We start from the raw sequence: 16,812 nt of genomic DNA on the forward strand, positions 1-16,812 counted from the left end.
GTTCGAGGTGGAAGCATGGTGACATGTGGAGCTGACGAATACTAATAGATCGAGGACTTAACCATATAATATGTAGCGATGTTATCTAGTTTTGAAGGAATATGCCTTCATAGTTTGGTGATGATGGCAGAGAGGTCACACCCGTTCCCATACCGAACACGGAAGTTAAGCTCTCTAGCGCCGATGGTAGTTGGGACCTTGTCCCTGTGAGAGTAGGACGTCGCCAAGCAAGAACCTAAGTTATTTTGACTTAGGTTTTTTTGTGTTTATTTTTATTTACCGAATGCTATAATCCGTAAATTTAATAAAGCTACAGACGAAAAAAGAATGAAGTAGAGACTCTTTAAAATAATAGTAATGATTTTTTGTGTTCCTGATTTTCCTAATGTCGCTAAAGTAATACTTAAAATAGGACACATTATTTCTATCATAAGTATATATTTTAAATAATGAGATGCTATAAATAAATATTTAATAATTACAGAAATTACTGCAATAGAGAAAAATAAATAGGATAATAGCAAAGTTCTTTCTTTAACAGTTATCCTCCTTAGAAATTAAATCGTTATAATAATACAAGAGTATATATATTTTGATTAAAAACATACTGAAGTGCTATTTAAACGATAAATACATAAAATAGATCTCTAGAAATATATATTCTAATTCCCTTTTCTTCTTGTATATAGTTGCAATTCTTCTTTTGAATATAACTAAAACACGAACGTTATTGACTGCTAATAAAAAAACATTCGATTATTTATTGACATTGTTTATGAAATATTGTTAATATAGCCATAGAAACAATAATATAAGACCTCATATAATCGCGGGGATATGGCCTGCAAGTCTCTACCTAACGACCGTTATTCGTTAGACTATGAGGGAAAGTCACTCGGTATTTTTCTATTCACAAGGGATACGTATGCCTGAGTAGAGCGCTTTCTCTCATAGTAAAAGAGAAACTGTTCTATTTCAGGCTTTTTTTATTTGAATCGGGGGGATTCTAATATGAAATCACTAGTTGGAGTCATAATGGGAAGTACGTCAGACTGGGAAACAATGAAATATGCTTGTGACATTTTAGATGAATTAAATATACCGTATGAGAAAAAAGTTGTATCCGCTCATCGGACTCCGGATTATATGTTTGAATATGCAGAGACGGCTCGTGAACGTGGATTGAAAGTTATTATTGCTGGAGCTGGTGGAGCAGCACATTTACCAGGAATGGTTGCAGCGAAGACAAATCTTCCTGTAATTGGAGTTCCAGTTCAATCAAAAGCATTAAACGGCTTAGATTCATTATTATCCATCGCCCAAATGCCAGGAGGTGTTCCAGTTGCAACTGTTGCAATTGGTAAAGCCGGTTCAACGAATGCTGGATTACTTGCCGCACAAATACTTGGATCATTTCATGATGATATACATGATGGATTAGAATTGAGACGAGAAGCGATTGAAAAAGATGTGCGTGAAGGTAGTGAGCTAGTATGACGAGAATCATTTTACCTGGAAAAACAATCGGTATTATTGGAGGCGGCCAGCTAGGAAGAATGATGGCATTGGCAGCTAAGGAGATGGGATATAAAATTGCTGTTTTAGATCCTACAAAGCATTCGCCATGTGCACAAGTTGCTGATATTGAAATTGTTGCACCATATGATGATTTAAAAGCAATTCAGCATTTAGCAGAGATAAGTGATGTTGTCACATATGAATTTGAGAATATTGATTATAGATGTTTACAATGGCTTGAAAAACATGCGTACTTACCACAAGGTAGTCAGTTGTTAAATACAACGCAAAATCGTTTTACAGAAAAGAATGCGATTGAGAAGGCTGGGTTACCAGTAGCAACGTATAGATTAGTTCAAAATCAAGATCAGCTTACAGAAGCAATTGCTGGGTTATCATTCCCTTCCGTCTTAAAAACGACGACAGGTGGATATGATGGGAAAGGGCAAGTTGTTTTAAGAAGTGAAGCTGATGTTGAGGCGGCAAGAAATCTTGTGGATAAAGCAGAATGTATTTTAGAGAAATGGGTGCCTTTTGAAAAAGAAGTATCAGTTATTGTGATTCGTAGTGTAAGTGGTGAAACAAAAGTGTTTCCAGTAGCAGAAAATATTCATGTAAATAACATTTTACATGAATCTATCGTTCCAGCTCGCATTACAGAAGAGCTTTCTCAAAAAGCAATTGCGTATGCAAAGGTACTTGCGGATGAATTAGAACTTGTGGGAACACTAGCTGTAGAGATGTTTGCTACAGATAATGGTGGGATTTATATTAATGAATTAGCGCCAAGACCTCACAATTCAGGACACTATACACAGGATGCATGTGAAACGAGTCAATTTGGTCAACATATTCGAGCAATCTGTAATTTACCTCTAGGAGAAACAAATTTGTTAAAACCAGTTGTCATGGTAAACATTTTAGGCGAACATATAGAAGGGGTCCTAAGACAAGTGAATAGATTAACCGGGTGCTATTTACACTTGTATGGAAAAGAAGAAGCAAAAGCACAGCGAAAAATGGGGCATGTTAATATTTTAAATGATAATATTGAAGTCGCTCTAGAAAAAGCGAAGAGTTTGCATATTTGGGACCATCAAGAACAACTGTTGGAGGGAAAAAGATGATTAGTCGTTATACACGCCCTGAAATGGGTGCGATTTGGACGGAAGAGAACAAATTTAAAGCGTGGTTAGAAGTTGAGATTTTAGCTTGTGAAGCATGGGCTGAGCTTGGCGATATTCCAAAAGAAGATGTTAAAAAAATTCGTGAACATGCATCATTTGATATTGATCGTATTTATGAAATTGAAAAAGAAACACGTCATGACGTAGTTGCATTCACTCGTGCTGTATCAGAAACGCCAGCATTAGGCGAAGAACGTAAATGGGTTCATTACGGTTTAACATCTACAGATGTAGTAGATACAGCATTATCTTACATCTTAAAACAAGCGAATGAAATTATATTAAAAGACTTAGAGAACTTTGTAAGCATTTTAGCTAACAAAGCGAAAGAGCATAAATACACAATCATGATGGGAAGAACACACGGTGTTCATGCAGAGCCAACGACATTTGGTTTAAAACTTGGTCTTTGGTATGAAGAGATGAAACGTAACGTAGAGCGTTTCAAACAAGCTGCTGATACAGTTCGTGTTGGTAAACTATCTGGTGCGGTTGGTACATATGCAAATATCGATCCATTCGTAGAAAAATATGTTTGTGAAAATTTAGGATTAGAAGCAGCACCAATTTCAACACAAACATTGCAACGTGATCGTCACGCACACTACATGTCAACACTTGCACTAATTGCAACATCTATCGAAAAGATGGCAGTTGAGATTCGTGGTTTACAAAAGAGTGAAACACGTGAAGTTGAAGAAGCTTTCGCAAAAGGTCAAAAGGGTTCTTCTGCAATGCCACATAAACGTAATCCAATTGGTTCTGAAAATATGACTGGTTTAGCTCGTGTTATCCGCGGTTATATGATGACAGCTTACGAAAATGTTCCATTATGGCATGAGCGTGACATTTCTCACTCTTCGGCAGAACGCGTAATTTTACCAGATGCTACAATCGCATTAAATTACATGTTAAATCGCTTTGGTAATATTGTTAAAAACTTAACTGTATACCCAGAGAATATGAAACGCAATATGACAAGAACATACGGCTTAATTTATTCTCAGCGCGTAATGCTTACACTAATCGACAAAGGTATGGTACGTGAAGAAGCTTATGATATCGTACAGCCTAAAGCGATGGAAGCTTGGGAAACACAAGTACAATTTAAAGAGCTTGTAGAAGCTGATGAGCGTATTACAAGCAAGTTAACACAAGAAGAAATTAATGAATGCTTCAACTATGAGCATCATATGCAACACGTTGATACAATCTTTGAACGCCTTGGATTAAACGAAGCGTAAAATTTCATATGGCACAGAATAGAGTCATTCTGTGCCATTCTTTATAAAAATATTATTCACATTTTTCAAACTACAGGGGGCTTGCGAAATGCAAAAGCTAGAATTGCTGTATGAAGGTAAGGCAAAAAGAATTTATCGTACAGAATCAGCAGATATGGTTTGGGTAGAGTACAAAGATAGTGCGACTGCTTTCAATGGGGAGAAAAAAGAGACGATTACAGGAAAAGGTCGTTTGAACAATGAAATTACAACTTTATTGTTCAGAAAGTTACAAGAAGTGGGAATTAAAACACATTTTGTTGAGAAGTTATCTGAAACAGAACAACTTGTTAAAAAAGTGAGTATTATTCCTTTAGAAGTTGTCACAAGAAATGTAATTGCAGGAAGTCTTTCAAAACGATTAGGAATGGAAGAGGGAACTGTACTTGCAGAACCAATCGTAGAATTTTACTTCAAAGATGATGATTTAGGAGATCCGCTTGTAACGGAAGATCATATTCGTGTATTAAACGTTGCATCGCCAGAGCAAGTAAGTGTATTACGAGATATGGCTCTACAAATCAATCAAGTGTTGATTGATCATTTCGCAAGCTGTCGTGTAAGATTAGTAGATTTCAAATTAGAGTTTGGTGTAACGGAAGAAGGAGAAATCATTTTAGCGGATGAAATTTCACCAGATACTTGCCGTTTATGGGATGAAACGAGCAATGAAAAGTTTGATAAAGATGTATTCCGTCGTGATCTTGGAAATTTAACAGATGCTTATGAAGAGATTTTAAAACGTTTAGGGGGAATTTCACATGTATAAAGTTAAGGTATATGTAACATTAAGAGAAAGCGTATTAGATCCACAAGGAACAGCAGTAAAAGGAGCACTTCATAGTCTTTCATTCACAGAAGTACAAGACGTTCGAATCGGAAAGTACATGGAACTAACAATTGATAAATCTGTATCTGATTTAGATAGCAAGGTAAAAGAAATGTGTGAAAAACTATTAGCGAACGTTGTAATGGAAGACTTCCGTTATGAAGTTGAGGAGGTTGTCGCACAGTGAAATTTGCCGTAATAGTATTTCCGGGTTCGAACTGTGATGTCGATATGTTCCATGCAATTAAAGATGAGCTTGGCGAAGAAGTAGATTACGTTTGGCACGATACAGAGAATTTAGATGAATATGATGCAATTCTACTACCAGGTGGATTTTCTTATGGTGACTACTTACGCTGCGGTGCTATCTCTCGCTTTGCTAATGCAATGAAAGCAGTGCAAAAAGCTGCTGAGCAAGGAAAGCCGATTTTAGGTGTATGTAATGGATTCCAGATTCTTGTTGAATCAGGATTACTACCAGGAGCGTTAATGAGAAACGAAAACTTAAAATTTATGTGTCGCACTGTTCAGTTACGTGTTGAAAATAATGAAACGATGTTTACATCACAATATGGAAAAGATGAAATAATTAATATTCCAATCGCGCATGGTGAGGGGAATTACTATTGTGATGAAGCGACTCTTAAACAATTAGAAGAGAACAATCAAATCGCATTCCGTTACGTAGAAAACCCTAACGGTAGCGTTTCAGATATTGCTGGTATTGTAAATGAAAAAGGAAATGTACTTGGTATGATGCCACACCCAGAGCGTGCTGTAGATGAATTACTTGGCGGTGCTGAAGGGTTAAAAGTCTTTCAATCTATCTTAAAACAGTGGAGGGAAACATATGTCGTTAATGCTTGAACCAAATCCAACACAAATTAAAGAAGAGCGTATATATGCGGAAATGGGGCTAACAGACGAAGAGTTTGCCATGGTTGAAAAGATTTTAGGTCGTCTGCCAAATTATACAGAAACAGGGTTATTCTCTGTAATGTGGTCTGAACATTGTAGTTATAAAAATTCAAAACCAGTGCTTCGAAAATTCCCAACAACAGGTGAGCGTGTTCTACAAGGGCCTGGGGAAGGTGCTGGAATTGTAGATATCGGTGATAATCAAGCAGTTGTATTTAAAATGGAAAGTCATAACCATCCTTCAGCTATTGAACCATATCAAGGAGCTGCAACAGGTGTTGGTGGTATTATTCGTGACGTATTCTCTATGGGAGCACGTCCGGTAGCTCTATTAAACTCACTTCGTTTCGGTGAATTACAGTCACCACGTGTGAAATATTTATTCGAAGAAGTAGTAGCAGGAATTGCAGGATACGGTAACTGCATCGGTATTCCGACTGTTGGCGGCGAAGTACAATTTGATCCATGTTACGAAGGAAATCCACTTGTAAATGCAATGTGCGTAGGTTTGATTAACCACGAAGACATTAAAAAAGGACAAGCACATGGTGCTGGTAACACAGTAATGTACGTAGGAGCATCAACTGGTCGTGACGGTATTCACGGTGCAACATTCGCGTCGGAAGAACTATCTGAAAGCTCAGAAGCGAAACGTCCAGCGGTTCAAGTAGGGGATCCATTTATGGAAAAACTTCTTATTGAAGCGTGTTTAGAATTAATTCAATCTGATGCACTTGTTGGAATTCAAGATATGGGTGCGGCTGGTTTAACATCATCATCTGCAGAAATGGCAAGTAAAGCAGGAATGGGTATTGAAATGTACTTAGATGATGTACCACAGCGTGAAACAGGAATGACACCATATGAAATGATGCTATCTGAATCACAAGAGCGTATGTTAATTGTCGTGAAAAAAGGTAGAGAACAAGAAATAGTAGATTTATTTGAGAAGTATGGTCTTGCAGCGGTTACGATGGGGAAAGTAACAGAAGATAAAATGCTTCGTTTATTCCATAAAGGTGAAAAGGTAGCTGAAGTTCCAGCAGATGCTTTAGCAGAAGAAGCACCAATTTATCATAAGCCATCAAAAGAAGCACCATACTTTGCTGAATTCCAAGCAATGAAAATGGAAACGCCAAAAGTAGAAAATTATAAAGAAACGTTATTCGCTTTATTACAGCAACCAACAATTGCAAGTAAAGAGTGGGTATACGATCAATACGATTACCAAGTTCGCACAAGCACAGTTGTTACGCCAGGTTCAGATGCTGCAGTTGTACGTGTACGCGGTACAGAAAAAGGATTAGCAATGACGACAGATTGTAACTCTCGCTACATTTATCTAGACCCAGAGATGGGCGGTAAAATTGCAGTAGCAGAGGCAGCGCGTAATATCGTATGTTCTGGCGGAGAGCCACTTGCAATTACAGATTGCTTAAACTTCGGTAACCCAGAAAAACCAGAAATCTTCTGGCAAATTGAGAAATCAGTAGACGGTATGAGTGAAGCTTGTCGCACATTACAAACACCAGTTATCGGCGGAAACGTATCGATGTATAACGAGCGTAGTGGTGAAGCTGTATATCCAACACCAACTGTTGGGATGGTCGGACTTGTGCATGACTTAAAACATGTAACAACACAAGAGTTTAAGCAAGCTGGTGATTTAGTGTATGTAATTGGTGAGACGAAAGCTGAGTTTGGCGGAAGTGAATTACAGAAAATGATTCACGGCAAAATTTTCGGTCAATCACCAAGTATCGATTTAGATGTAGAATTAAAACGCCAAAAACAAGTATTAGAAGCAATTCAAGCTGGTCTTGTTCAATCTGCACATGATGTTGCTGAAGGTGGTTTAGCAGTTGCGATTTCAGAAAGTGCAATTGGTGCTAAAGGCTTAGGTGCTACTGTGAAATTAGATGGAGAAGCAACAGCAGCATTATTCGCTGAATCACAGTCTCGCTTCGTGATAACTGTAAAACGTGAAAATAAAGAGGCGTTTGAGAAAGTGGTAGAAGCAATCCAAGTTGGAGAAGTAACAAGTACAAATGAAGTAACAATTCATAATGAAGAAAATGAAGTATTACTTACAGCAAATGTAGATGAAATGAGAAAGGCTTGGAAAGGGGCAATCCCATGCTTGCTGAAATAAAGGGGTTAAACGAAGAATGTGGCGTTTTCGGAATTTGGGGGCATGAAAATGCAGCACAAGTTTCATACTACGGATTGCACAGTTTACAGCACCGTGGGCAAGAAGGCGCAGGCATTGTCGTAAATAATGGGGAAAAAATCGTCGGTCACAAGGGGTTAGGTTTAATATCAGAAGTGTTTTCAAGAGGTGAGCTAGAAGGATTAAATGGAAAATCAGCGATCGGACATGTACGATATGCAACAGCTGGTGGAAGTGAAGTTGCTAACGTTCAACCATTGTTGTTCCGTTTTTCCGATCATAGTATGGCGTTAGCTCATAACGGAAATTTAATTAACGCAAAAATGCTTCGTCGTGAATTAGAAGCAGAGGGCAGTATTTTTCAAACTAGTTCAGATACAGAAGTACTTTTACATCTTATTAAACGTAGTACGAAAGATTCTTTAATTGAAAGTGTAAAAGAAGCTTTAAACAAAGTGAAAGGTGCGTTTGCGTATCTTTTACTAACTGGAAATGAAATGATCGTTGCATTAGATCCGAATGGGTTCCGTCCGCTTTCAATTGGAAAGATGGGGGATGCTTACGTTGTAGCATCTGAAACATGTGCTTTTGATGTAGTAGGTGCAACATACATTCGTGATGTAGAACCGGGTGAATTACTTATCATTAATGATGAAGGAATTCACGTAGATCGTTTCACAAACGATGTAGAACATGCAATTTGTAGTATGGAATACATTTACTTTGCACGACCAGATTCTAATATTGCAGGCGTTAACGTTCATGCAGCACGTAAGAATATGGGGAAACGTTTAGCGGCAGAAGCTCCTATTGAAGCAGATGTTGTTACTGGTGTACCAGACTCTAGTATTTCAGCTGCGATTGGCTATGCGGAGGCGACAGGTATTCCATATGAGTTAGGATTAATTAAAAATCGTTACGTTGGACGTACGTTTATTCAACCTTCTCAGGAACTGCGAGAGCAAGGGGTTAAGATGAAGCTTTCCGCAGTAAGAGGTGTAGTTGAAGGGAAACGAGTTGTTATGATTGATGACTCTATCGTAAGAGGAACGACAAGTAAACGAATTGTTCGTATGCTTCGTGAAGCTGGAGCGACAGAAGTTCACGTAAGAATTGCTTCACCACCTCTGAAATATCCATGTTTCTATGGCATTGATATTCAAACGAGAAAAGAATTAATTGCAGCAAATCATACAGTAGAAGAAATCCGTGAAATGATAGGAGCAGATTCTTTAACATTTTTAAGCGAAGATGGATTAGTAGATGCAATTGGACGTCCATATGAAGGGAAATATGGTGGCCTATGCATGGCTTACTTTAATGGGGACTATCCAACAGCTCTTTATGATTATGAGCAAGAGCTTTTAGAAAGTATGAAATAAGAAAAGTGAAACAAGCTTCTACTTCTTTTGATGTAGAAGCTAGCTCCTTTCTTAAAATAGCCCGCCCTGGATGGGGAGAAATTAAAAGACGAGGTGTAAATAACGATGGCGAATGCATATAAGCAAGCAGGAGTAGATATTGAAGCTGGATATGAAGCGGTATCTCGCATGAAAAAACACGTACAAACAACTATGAGAAAAGAAGTACTAGGCGGTTTAGGCGGTTTTGGAGGTATGTTTGATCTATCAAAATTTGCATTAGAAGAACCTGTATTAGTATCTGGAACAGATGGCGTGGGAACGAAATTGATGCTCGCTTTTATGGCAGATAAACATGACACAATTGGTATTGATGCAGTAGCAATGTGTGTAAATGATATTGTTGTCCAAGGAGCAGAGCCGCTTTTCTTCCTTGATTATATTGCTTGTGGTAAAGCTGAACCTAGTAAAATTGAAAACATCGTCAAAGGTATATCAGAGGGCTGTCGCCAAGCTGGTTGTGCATTAATCGGTGGAGAAACAGCTGAAATGCCAGGAATGTATTCTACGGAAGAATATGATTTAGCTGGTTTTACAGTTGGGATTGTTGATAAAAAGAAAATTGTAACAGGTGAAAAGATTGAAGCTGGTCACGTGCTAATTGGCTTAGCATCTAGCGGTATTCATAGCAATGGTTACTCTTTAGTACGAAAAGTGTTACTAGAAGATGGGGAACTATCTTTAGAGCGTATTTATGGCCGCTTAGAACTACCTCTTGGTGAAGAATTATTAAAACCAACGAAAATTTATGTCAAACCTATTTTAGAACTATTGAAGAAACATGAAGTATACGGTATGGCGCATATTACAGGTGGTGGATTTATTGAAAATATTCCACGCATGTTGCCAGAAGGAATCGGTGCCGAGATTGAACTAGGATCTTGGGAAATTCAGCCGATCTTTAGTTTGCTTCAAGAAGTTGGAAAACTGGAAGAAAAAGAAATGTTCAATATTTTTAACATGGGTATTGGTATGGTAGTAGCAGTGAAGGAAGAAGATGCAAAAGATGTTGTTCGTCTTCTTGAAGAGCAAGGAGAAATGGCTCGTATTATTGGACGTACTATACAAGGAGCTGGCGTTACTTTTAATGGGGGCACAGCACTATGAGTAGATTAGCAGTTTTTGCTTCTGGAAGCGGATCTAACTTTCAATCTCTCGTTAATGCGGTAGAAGAAAAAAGATTGGATGCAGAAATTAGTTTATTAGTATGTGATAAACCAGAAGCACGCGCTGTTGGACGGGCAAATTATCATCATATTCCGTGTTTTGCTTTTTCAGCGAAAGCATATGAGTCAAAAGAAGCATTTGAAAAAGAGATATTAAAGAAGCTAGAAGAATATGAAATTGATTATGTTATTTTGGCTGGATATATGCGGTTAATCGGGCCGACGTTACTAGAAGCATACGGCGGGAAGATTATTAATATTCATCCATCATTACTACCGAGCTTTCCGGGTAAAGATGCTGTCGGTCAAGCGTTAGAAGCAGGTGTGAAAGTAACTGGAGTAACAATTCATTATGTAGATGCAGGTATGGATACAGGGCCAATTATTGCGCAAGAAGCAGTGGTTGTTTCTGAAGGGGATACGAGAGAAAGTTTACAAAAGAAAATTCAACAAGTTGAACATAAATTATACGTAAATACAGTGAATCAAATTGTTCAGTCTGTGAAAGAATCAACTGTTAACTAACATACAACCAGGGGTGAAGGATAAATGAAAAAGCGTGCATTAGTAAGTGTTTCAGATAAAACAGGAGTAGTAGAATTTGTTAAAGGGTTACTAGAACAAGGGATTGAAGTTATTTCAACAGGTGGTACGAAAAAGTTATTAGAAGAAAACGGTTTACAAGTAATTGGTATTTCTGAAGTAACTGGTTTCCCTGAAATTATGGATGGCCGTGTGAAAACGTTACATCCAAATATTCATGGTGGTCTATTAGCAGTTCGTGATAATGAAACACATGTAACACAAATGAATGAATTAGGTATGGAGCCAATTGACTTTGTTGTTGTTAACTTATATCCATTTAAAGAAACAATCGCTAAGCCTGATGTAACATTTGCTGATGCAATTGAAAATATTGATATCGGTGGCCCGACAATGATTCGCTCTGCTGCGAAAAATCATAAATTCGTATCTGTAATTGTAGATCCAGTAGATTATGATATTGTGTTAGCAGAACTGAAAGAGAACGGTGAAGTAGCAGAGGAAACAAAACGTAAACTAGCAGCGAAAGTATTCCGTCATACAGCAGCGTATGATGCGTTAATTTCTAACTACTTAACAGAGCAAATGGGTGAAGAAAGTCCAGAAACATTAACTGTGACATTTGAGAAAAAGCAAGACTTACGTTATGGCGAGAACCCACATCAAAAGGCAACTTTCTATAAAGCGCCATTCGCAGCAACTTCTTCTGTTGCATACGCAGAACAATTACACGGTAAAGAATTATCGTATAACAATATTAATGATGCAGACGCAGCACTTAGCATAGTAAAAGAATTTACAGAACCAGCAGTAGTAGCAGTAAAACATATGAATCCATGTGGTGTTGGAGTAGGAACTGATATTCACGAAGCATATACTCGCGCTTATGAAGCAGATCCAGTATCAATTTTCGGCGGTATTATTGCAGCAAATCGTGAAATTGATAAAGCTACAGCAGAAAAGTTACATGAAATTTTCTTAGAAATTGTTATCGCACCTTCGTTCTCGCAAGAAGCTTTAGAAGTGTTGCAAAGTAAGAAGAACTTACGTTTATTAACTATAAATATTGAAAAAGCGACAAGTGCAAGCAAAAAACTAACTTCTGTACAAGGTGGACTTCTCGTTCAAGAAGAAGATACGTTATCATTAGATGAAAGTACAATTTCAATTCCAACGAAACGTGAACCTTCAGAGCAAGAATGGAAAGATTTAAAACTAGCTTGGAAAGTTGTAAAACATGTGAAATCAAACGCAATTGTTTTAGCGAAAGATGACATGACAATTGGCGTCGGTGCGGGACAGATGAACCGTGTAGGTTCTGCAAAAATCGCAATTACACAAGCTGGTGAAAAAGCACAAGGTAGCGCACTTGCATCTGATGCTTTCTTCCCAATGCCAGATACATTAGAAGAAGCAGCAAAAGCAGGAATTACAGCAATCATTCAACCAGGCGGATCAATCCGTGATGAAGATTCTATTAAAGTGGCAGATACGTATGGGATTGCTATGGTGTTCACTGGCGTACGTCATTTCAAACACTAATAGAGGATGTTTAAAAAGTCCGGTTAAGATAACCTTCGCATGTCGTCGTTGCATCGCCAGTGCGGTACTCATGTAGGAAAACTACACTCCGTGTCCTCCTGGCAAATGCGCCTAGACCTGCTCGGTTCTCTTAATCCTCCTTTTTAAACTTTTATTGATATGGATGTTTAAAAAGTCCGGTCGAGATAACCTTTTATTGATATGAAAAAGCAAACTAGGAGCATAGCTTCTAGTTTGTACTTATTTAATTATTGGGGGATGAAATATGAATGTTTTAGTAATTGGCCGCGGTGGGCGTGAGCATGCTCTAGCTTGGAAGTTTGCACAATCTGAAAAAGTAGAAAAGGTATATGTAGCACCAGGTAATGAAGGTATGAGAGATGTTGCAACACCAGTTGATATTGATGAAAATGATTTTGATGCATTAGTTTTATTTGCAAAAGAGAATAATGTTGAGTTAACTTTCGTTGGACCAGAAATTCCGCTTATGAATGGAATTGTTGATTGTTTTAAAGAAGAGGGACTTCGCGTATTTGGTCCGAATAAAGCGGCTGCTGTTATTGAAGGTAGTAAAGCTTTTACAAAAGAGCTTATGAAAAAGTATGATATTCCAACTGCGGCGTACGAAACTTTTACAGATTATGAAGAAGCAGTACAGTACATTCAAAAAGTTGGTGCACCAATCGTTATTAAAGCTGACGGCCTAGCTGCGGGTAAAGGGGTAACGGTAGCAATGACGCTTGAAGAGGCATTACAAGCTGTGAAAGAAATGCTACAAGATGTGAAATTCGGCGCGGCAAGTAAGAAGGTCGTTATTGAAGAGTTTTTAGATGGACAAGAATTTTCATTAATGGCATTCGTGAATGGAACAACTGTACATCCAATGGTAATCGCCCAAGATCATAAAAGAGCTTTTGATGGTGATAAAGGTCCAAATACGGGCGGAATGGGTGCATATTCTCCAGTACCACAAATTCCAGAATCAGCAGTTCAAGAAGCGATTCAAACCGTATTACATCCAACTGCTAAGGCGATGATTGCAGAAAACCGTTCGTTTACAGGTATTTTATACGCAGGTCTTATTTTAACAAATGATGGTCCGAAGGTAATTGAATTTAATGCACGCTTCGGTGATCCTGAAACAGAAGTTGTATTACCTCGCTTAGAAAATGATTTAGTTGACGTATGTAACGCTGTATTAGATGAAAGTGAACTAACGTTACAATGGTCAAAAGAAGCTGTAATCGGTGTTGTACTTGCTTCTAAAGGATATCCAGAAGCATATAAAAAAGGTGATATTATTAGCGGACTAGATGCACTGCAAGATGTGATTGTTTTCCATGCAGGTACAGCAATGAAACATGGGGACTTTGTAACGAACGGTGGCCGTGTATTATTTGTTGCTTGTAAGGCAAATAGTTTACAAGAAGCAAAAGATAAAGTATATAAAGAAATCGGTAAAATTGAGAGTGATGGTCTATTTTATCGAAGTGATATAGGATATCGTGCAATTGGGCATGAGATGACGAAAAGTTAATATGTAAAAATCCCGCTGAGGAATCAGCGGGATTTTTTATGCATCTTTATCTTTTTTTAATTTCCCTTTTTGCTTTGCCATTTCTCGAAGTAAATACTCGATGTGTGCATTGACGCTACGAAATTCATCATTTGCCCATTTTTCGATGACTGCGTGTAATTCAGGATCAATACGTAATGGAAAGCTTTTCTTTTTAGCCATAATTACTTATAGCCCTTAGTATAGGCTTCCTGTATTAATAACTGGTTGCGCACCTTTATCTGAAACGATGGCAACTAATAAGTTGTTTACCATATTTGCTTTACGCTCGTCATCGAGTTCTAGTACGCCTTCTTCATCTAACATATGGATGGAATCTTTCGCCATCTTCACAGCACCTTCAACAATTTCTTTTCTAGCAGCTAATACTGCTTTTGCTTGCTGGCGTTGTAACATTGCATGGGCAATTTCTGTTGCGTAAGCTAAGTGCGTTAAACGAGTTTCTAATACTTCTACACCAGCAATTTCAAGACGCGCCTCTAACTCACGTTTTAATTCTTCAGAGATTTCTTCAGTATTTCCGCGTAACGTAACGCAGGTTTCATCTTGGAAATTGTCATAAGGATATTTTGTTGCAACATGGCGGATTGCCGTTTCGCTTTGAATTTCTACAAATCGATCATAATGTTCAACACCAAACATTGCTTTTGCAGAATCAACAACTTTATATACGATAACAGCTGCAATTTCAATTGGATTTCCATCAACGTCATTTACTTTTAATTTTTTACTGTTAAAGTTTTCAACACGTAAAGATACAGTTTGACGGAATGCGAACGGAATCGTTAAAAATAAACCGTTTTGACGAATTGTTCCTAAATAATTACCGAAGAACGTAATAACCTTCGCTTGATTCGGTTGAACAATACCGATACCTGTAGCGAGAACTGCGGCTAATATAATAGTTAATGCCGCTCCTATGAAAATTTCTTGTGCAAGGAAAAATACACCGATAGCAGCTAAAATCAAAATTCCAATAATACCGAGAAAACCATTTACATAAAATACTTGTTTTTCTTTCATATGATCGCCTCCTGATATAAAAATGATATCACTTTTATATCATTTTAAGCAAGAGGTATGCACCTAATTTTCTGAATTTTATTGATTGATATCTTTTATATACATTTTAAGGTCGAAAAAAAGAATGTACGTTCTGTTTTATGGTAAAATAAAGAAGACTTAACCGCCCACTGCAGCAGCTAAGTCCCTTTGAGAGCATCTTGCATCGTGACAAATGATTCAAAGCGGTTTTGCCAGGATTATATTTTCAATCGCTGACTCAATCTCTTTGTCAGAAGCGTCATAACTTCCTTTTGACTTTGGCTTGTCATGAGTGGAAGTTTGATTCACTTCTTCTTTAGCATGTCCTTTTTCAGCAAAATTCATGCTAGGCATTTTAAATGCCCCCATATTCATGTATTTTCCGAATTTCCACATTTCAACAACAGGGCAGAAACGAACAATTCCTTCTGCAACTTTCATTGCACCAATCCATAGAAAAATGTTAGACCAAGTGCACCACGGCTTGCGTACAAGTTTAGTTGCACTACATCCGAAGAGGACAAGCCCAAGTGTAATTCGAATTAGAGCGTTTATTGTCCCGATATTTTGCTTCATTAGAAAAACACTCCTTTTTATGAAAGTTGAAATAGATAATACTATTTCTTTTATTAGTATCCCGTTTGATTTTTGGGATATGTAATCCAACATTTGACGTGGAAAAAGATGTTGGAATGTGCGTGTGTGTAAGTAACTTTTTTTGTTATAATGAAAGAATGCATAAAAGGAACTTCAAAATTAAATCCTCTAGTTTAAAAAATATGGAAGAGGTAATTCCAAACTTAATTCTCCGTTTTAAACAAATATTTAAGATGAAGTTAAAACAATAATGATGAAAATAAACTGTTATTTTGAACAGAAATATATATAACTAGAGAAAAGGAAGGGTGTTTTCATGTACGATATTTCCGGATGGAAACATGTATTTAAGCTTGATCCAAATAAGGAGTTAAGCGATGAACATTTAGAAATGATTTGTGAGTCTGGAACTGATGCGGTTATTGTAGGCGGAAGTGATGGAGTTACAATTGATAACGTATTACACATGCTAGTTAGCATTCGTAGATATGCAGTTCCTTGTGTATTAGAGGTTTCTGATGTAGAAGCAATTACACCAGGATTTGATTTTTATTACATCCCAAGTGTTTTAAATAGCCGAAAAGTAGAATGGGTAACAGGTGTTCATCATGAGGCATTGAAAGAATTTGGGGATATTATGGACTGGGACGAAATTTTTATGGAAGGGTATTGTGTTTTAAATCCAGAAGCGAAAGTAGCCCAGCTTACAGAAGCGAAATGTGATTTAACAGAAGATGACGTTATTGCATATGCTCGTTTAGCAGACAAGTTATTACATTTACCGATATTTTATTTAGAATATAGCGGTACGTATGGAGATGTTGAACTTGTTAAAAATGTAAAAGCAGAATTGAAACAAGCTAAGTTATACTATGGCGGTGGTATTTCTAATGCAGAACAGGCGAAAGACATGGCACAATATGCTGATACAGTAGTTGTTGGAAATATTATTTATGATGATATAAAATCGGCGTTAAAAACAGTTAAAGCAGTAAAAGGAGAGTAGGTGCAGGCGTAT

At 37.5% G+C, this 16,812-nt stretch carries 17 protein-coding genes, 1 rRNA gene and 1 riboswitch; of the genes, 14 read left to right on the forward strand and 4 right to left on the reverse strand.

Annotation, left to right across the window (positions count from 1 at the left end; all coding sequences use genetic code 11):
• Positions 1-113: 113 nt before the first annotated feature.
• A 5S ribosomal RNA gene (gene rrf, locus ACS2QP_RS19525) occupies positions 114-229 on the forward strand.
• Positions 230-272: 43 nt separating this feature from the next.
• On the opposite strand, the gene ACS2QP_RS19530 is transcribed toward rrf, so the two are convergent.
• Positions 273-524, reverse strand: a complete 252-nt coding sequence (locus ACS2QP_RS19530) for a hypothetical protein (protein ID WP_000927500.1) — start codon at positions 522-524, stop codon at positions 273-275.
• Between the two features lie 275 nt (positions 525-799).
• A riboswitch (purine riboswitch) is annotated at positions 800-901 on the forward strand.
• Positions 902-1,011: 110 nt separating this feature from the next.
• On the opposite strand from ACS2QP_RS19530, the gene purE reads away from it, so the two are divergent.
• The 12 genes from purE to purD all read left to right on the forward strand — a co-directional run bounded on the left by purE (position 1,012) and on the right by purD (position 14,114).
• Positions 1,012-1,497: a 5-(carboxyamino)imidazole ribonucleotide mutase gene (purE, locus tag ACS2QP_RS19535; RefSeq protein WP_048538232.1), complete on the forward strand. Its 486-nt coding sequence runs from the start codon at positions 1,012-1,014 to the stop codon at positions 1,495-1,497.
• Positions 1,494-2,645 (forward strand): 5-(carboxyamino)imidazole ribonucleotide synthase, encoded by a 1,152-nt coding sequence (gene purK, locus ACS2QP_RS19540; RefSeq protein WP_410988191.1) that lies wholly within the window; start codon positions 1,494-1,496, stop codon positions 2,643-2,645. Before purE ends, purK begins: the two co-directional genes overlap by 4 nt.
• On the forward strand, positions 2,642-3,949 hold the full coding sequence (gene purB, locus ACS2QP_RS19545; protein ID WP_000625682.1) for an adenylosuccinate lyase: 1,308 nt from the start codon (positions 2,642-2,644) through the stop codon (positions 3,947-3,949). The genes purK and purB overlap by 4 nt, the downstream gene beginning before the upstream one ends.
• Before the next feature lie 88 nt (positions 3,950-4,037).
• On the forward strand, positions 4,038-4,757 hold the full coding sequence (gene purC / locus ACS2QP_RS19550) for a phosphoribosylaminoimidazolesuccinocarboxamide synthase (RefSeq protein WP_001170544.1): 720 nt from the start codon (positions 4,038-4,040) through the stop codon (positions 4,755-4,757).
• The gene (gene purS / locus ACS2QP_RS19555; protein ID WP_000278823.1) at positions 4,750-5,004 is read left to right on the forward strand and encodes a phosphoribosylformylglycinamidine synthase subunit PurS; all 255 of its coding nucleotides are present in this window, start codon (positions 4,750-4,752) and stop codon (positions 5,002-5,004) included. The genes purC and purS overlap by 8 nt, the downstream gene beginning before the upstream one ends.
• Positions 5,001-5,684 (forward strand): phosphoribosylformylglycinamidine synthase subunit PurQ, encoded by a 684-nt coding sequence (purQ, locus tag ACS2QP_RS19560; RefSeq protein WP_000666786.1) that lies wholly within the window; start codon positions 5,001-5,003, stop codon positions 5,682-5,684. Before purS ends, purQ begins: the two co-directional genes overlap by 4 nt.
• On the forward strand, positions 5,668-7,887 hold the full coding sequence (purL, locus tag ACS2QP_RS19565) for a phosphoribosylformylglycinamidine synthase II (RefSeq protein ID WP_438882748.1): 2,220 nt from the start codon (positions 5,668-5,670) through the stop codon (positions 7,885-7,887). Before purQ ends, purL begins: the two co-directional genes overlap by 17 nt.
• Complete coding sequence (purF, locus tag ACS2QP_RS19570) at positions 7,872-9,287, forward strand: amidophosphoribosyltransferase (protein ID WP_000879025.1); 1,416 nt, start codon at positions 7,872-7,874, stop codon at positions 9,285-9,287. Before purL ends, purF begins: the two co-directional genes overlap by 16 nt.
• 105 nt (positions 9,288-9,392) lie before the next feature.
• Positions 9,393-10,433, forward strand: a complete 1,041-nt coding sequence (gene purM, locus ACS2QP_RS19575) for a phosphoribosylformylglycinamidine cyclo-ligase (RefSeq protein WP_001262439.1) — start codon at positions 9,393-9,395, stop codon at positions 10,431-10,433.
• Positions 10,430-11,017, forward strand: coding sequence for a phosphoribosylglycinamide formyltransferase (gene purN / locus ACS2QP_RS19580; protein WP_000088589.1), 588 nt, complete (start codon positions 10,430-10,432; stop codon positions 11,015-11,017). Before purM ends, purN begins: the two co-directional genes overlap by 4 nt.
• A gap of 24 nt (positions 11,018-11,041) precedes the next feature.
• Positions 11,042-12,577 (forward strand): bifunctional phosphoribosylaminoimidazolecarboxamide formyltransferase/IMP cyclohydrolase, encoded by a 1,536-nt coding sequence (gene purH / locus ACS2QP_RS19585; RefSeq protein ID WP_000745439.1) that lies wholly within the window; start codon positions 11,042-11,044, stop codon positions 12,575-12,577.
• Positions 12,578-12,842: 265 nt separating this feature from the next.
• The gene (gene purD / locus ACS2QP_RS19590) at positions 12,843-14,114 is read left to right on the forward strand and encodes a phosphoribosylamine--glycine ligase (RefSeq protein ID WP_438882749.1); all 1,272 of its coding nucleotides are present in this window, start codon (positions 12,843-12,845) and stop codon (positions 14,112-14,114) included.
• Between the two features lie 36 nt (positions 14,115-14,150).
• Here the strand turns inward: purD and ACS2QP_RS19595 are convergent, their stop codons facing one another.
• The 3 genes from ACS2QP_RS19595 to ACS2QP_RS19605 form a co-directional block, all read right to left on the reverse strand.
• Positions 14,151-14,315 carry a toxin-antitoxin system HicB family antitoxin gene (locus ACS2QP_RS19595; protein ID WP_001085171.1) on the reverse strand — a complete coding sequence of 55 codons (165 nt, stop codon included), beginning with the start codon at positions 14,313-14,315 and terminating at the stop codon, positions 14,151-14,153.
• 15 nt (positions 14,316-14,330) lie between these two features.
• Positions 14,331-15,176 (reverse strand): SPFH domain-containing protein, encoded by an 846-nt coding sequence (locus ACS2QP_RS19600; RefSeq protein WP_000660669.1) that lies wholly within the window; start codon positions 15,174-15,176, stop codon positions 14,331-14,333.
• Positions 15,177-15,395: 219 nt separating this feature from the next.
• Entirely contained in the window at positions 15,396-15,773 is a 378-nt protein-coding gene (locus ACS2QP_RS19605) for a YgaP family membrane protein (protein WP_000812346.1), read from the reverse strand.
• A gap of 337 nt (positions 15,774-16,110) precedes the next feature.
• Between ACS2QP_RS19605 and ACS2QP_RS19610 the strand changes: the two genes are divergently transcribed.
• On the forward strand, positions 16,111-16,800 hold the full coding sequence (locus ACS2QP_RS19610; protein ID WP_000272097.1) for a heptaprenylglyceryl phosphate synthase: 690 nt from the start codon (positions 16,111-16,113) through the stop codon (positions 16,798-16,800).
• The last annotated feature ends 12 nt before the right edge of the window (positions 16,801-16,812 follow it).

Source organism: Bacillus cereus group sp. Bce019 (assembly GCF_051781745.1).
GTDB lineage: Bacteria > Bacillota > Bacilli > Bacillales > Bacillaceae_G > Bacillus_A > Bacillus_A cereus.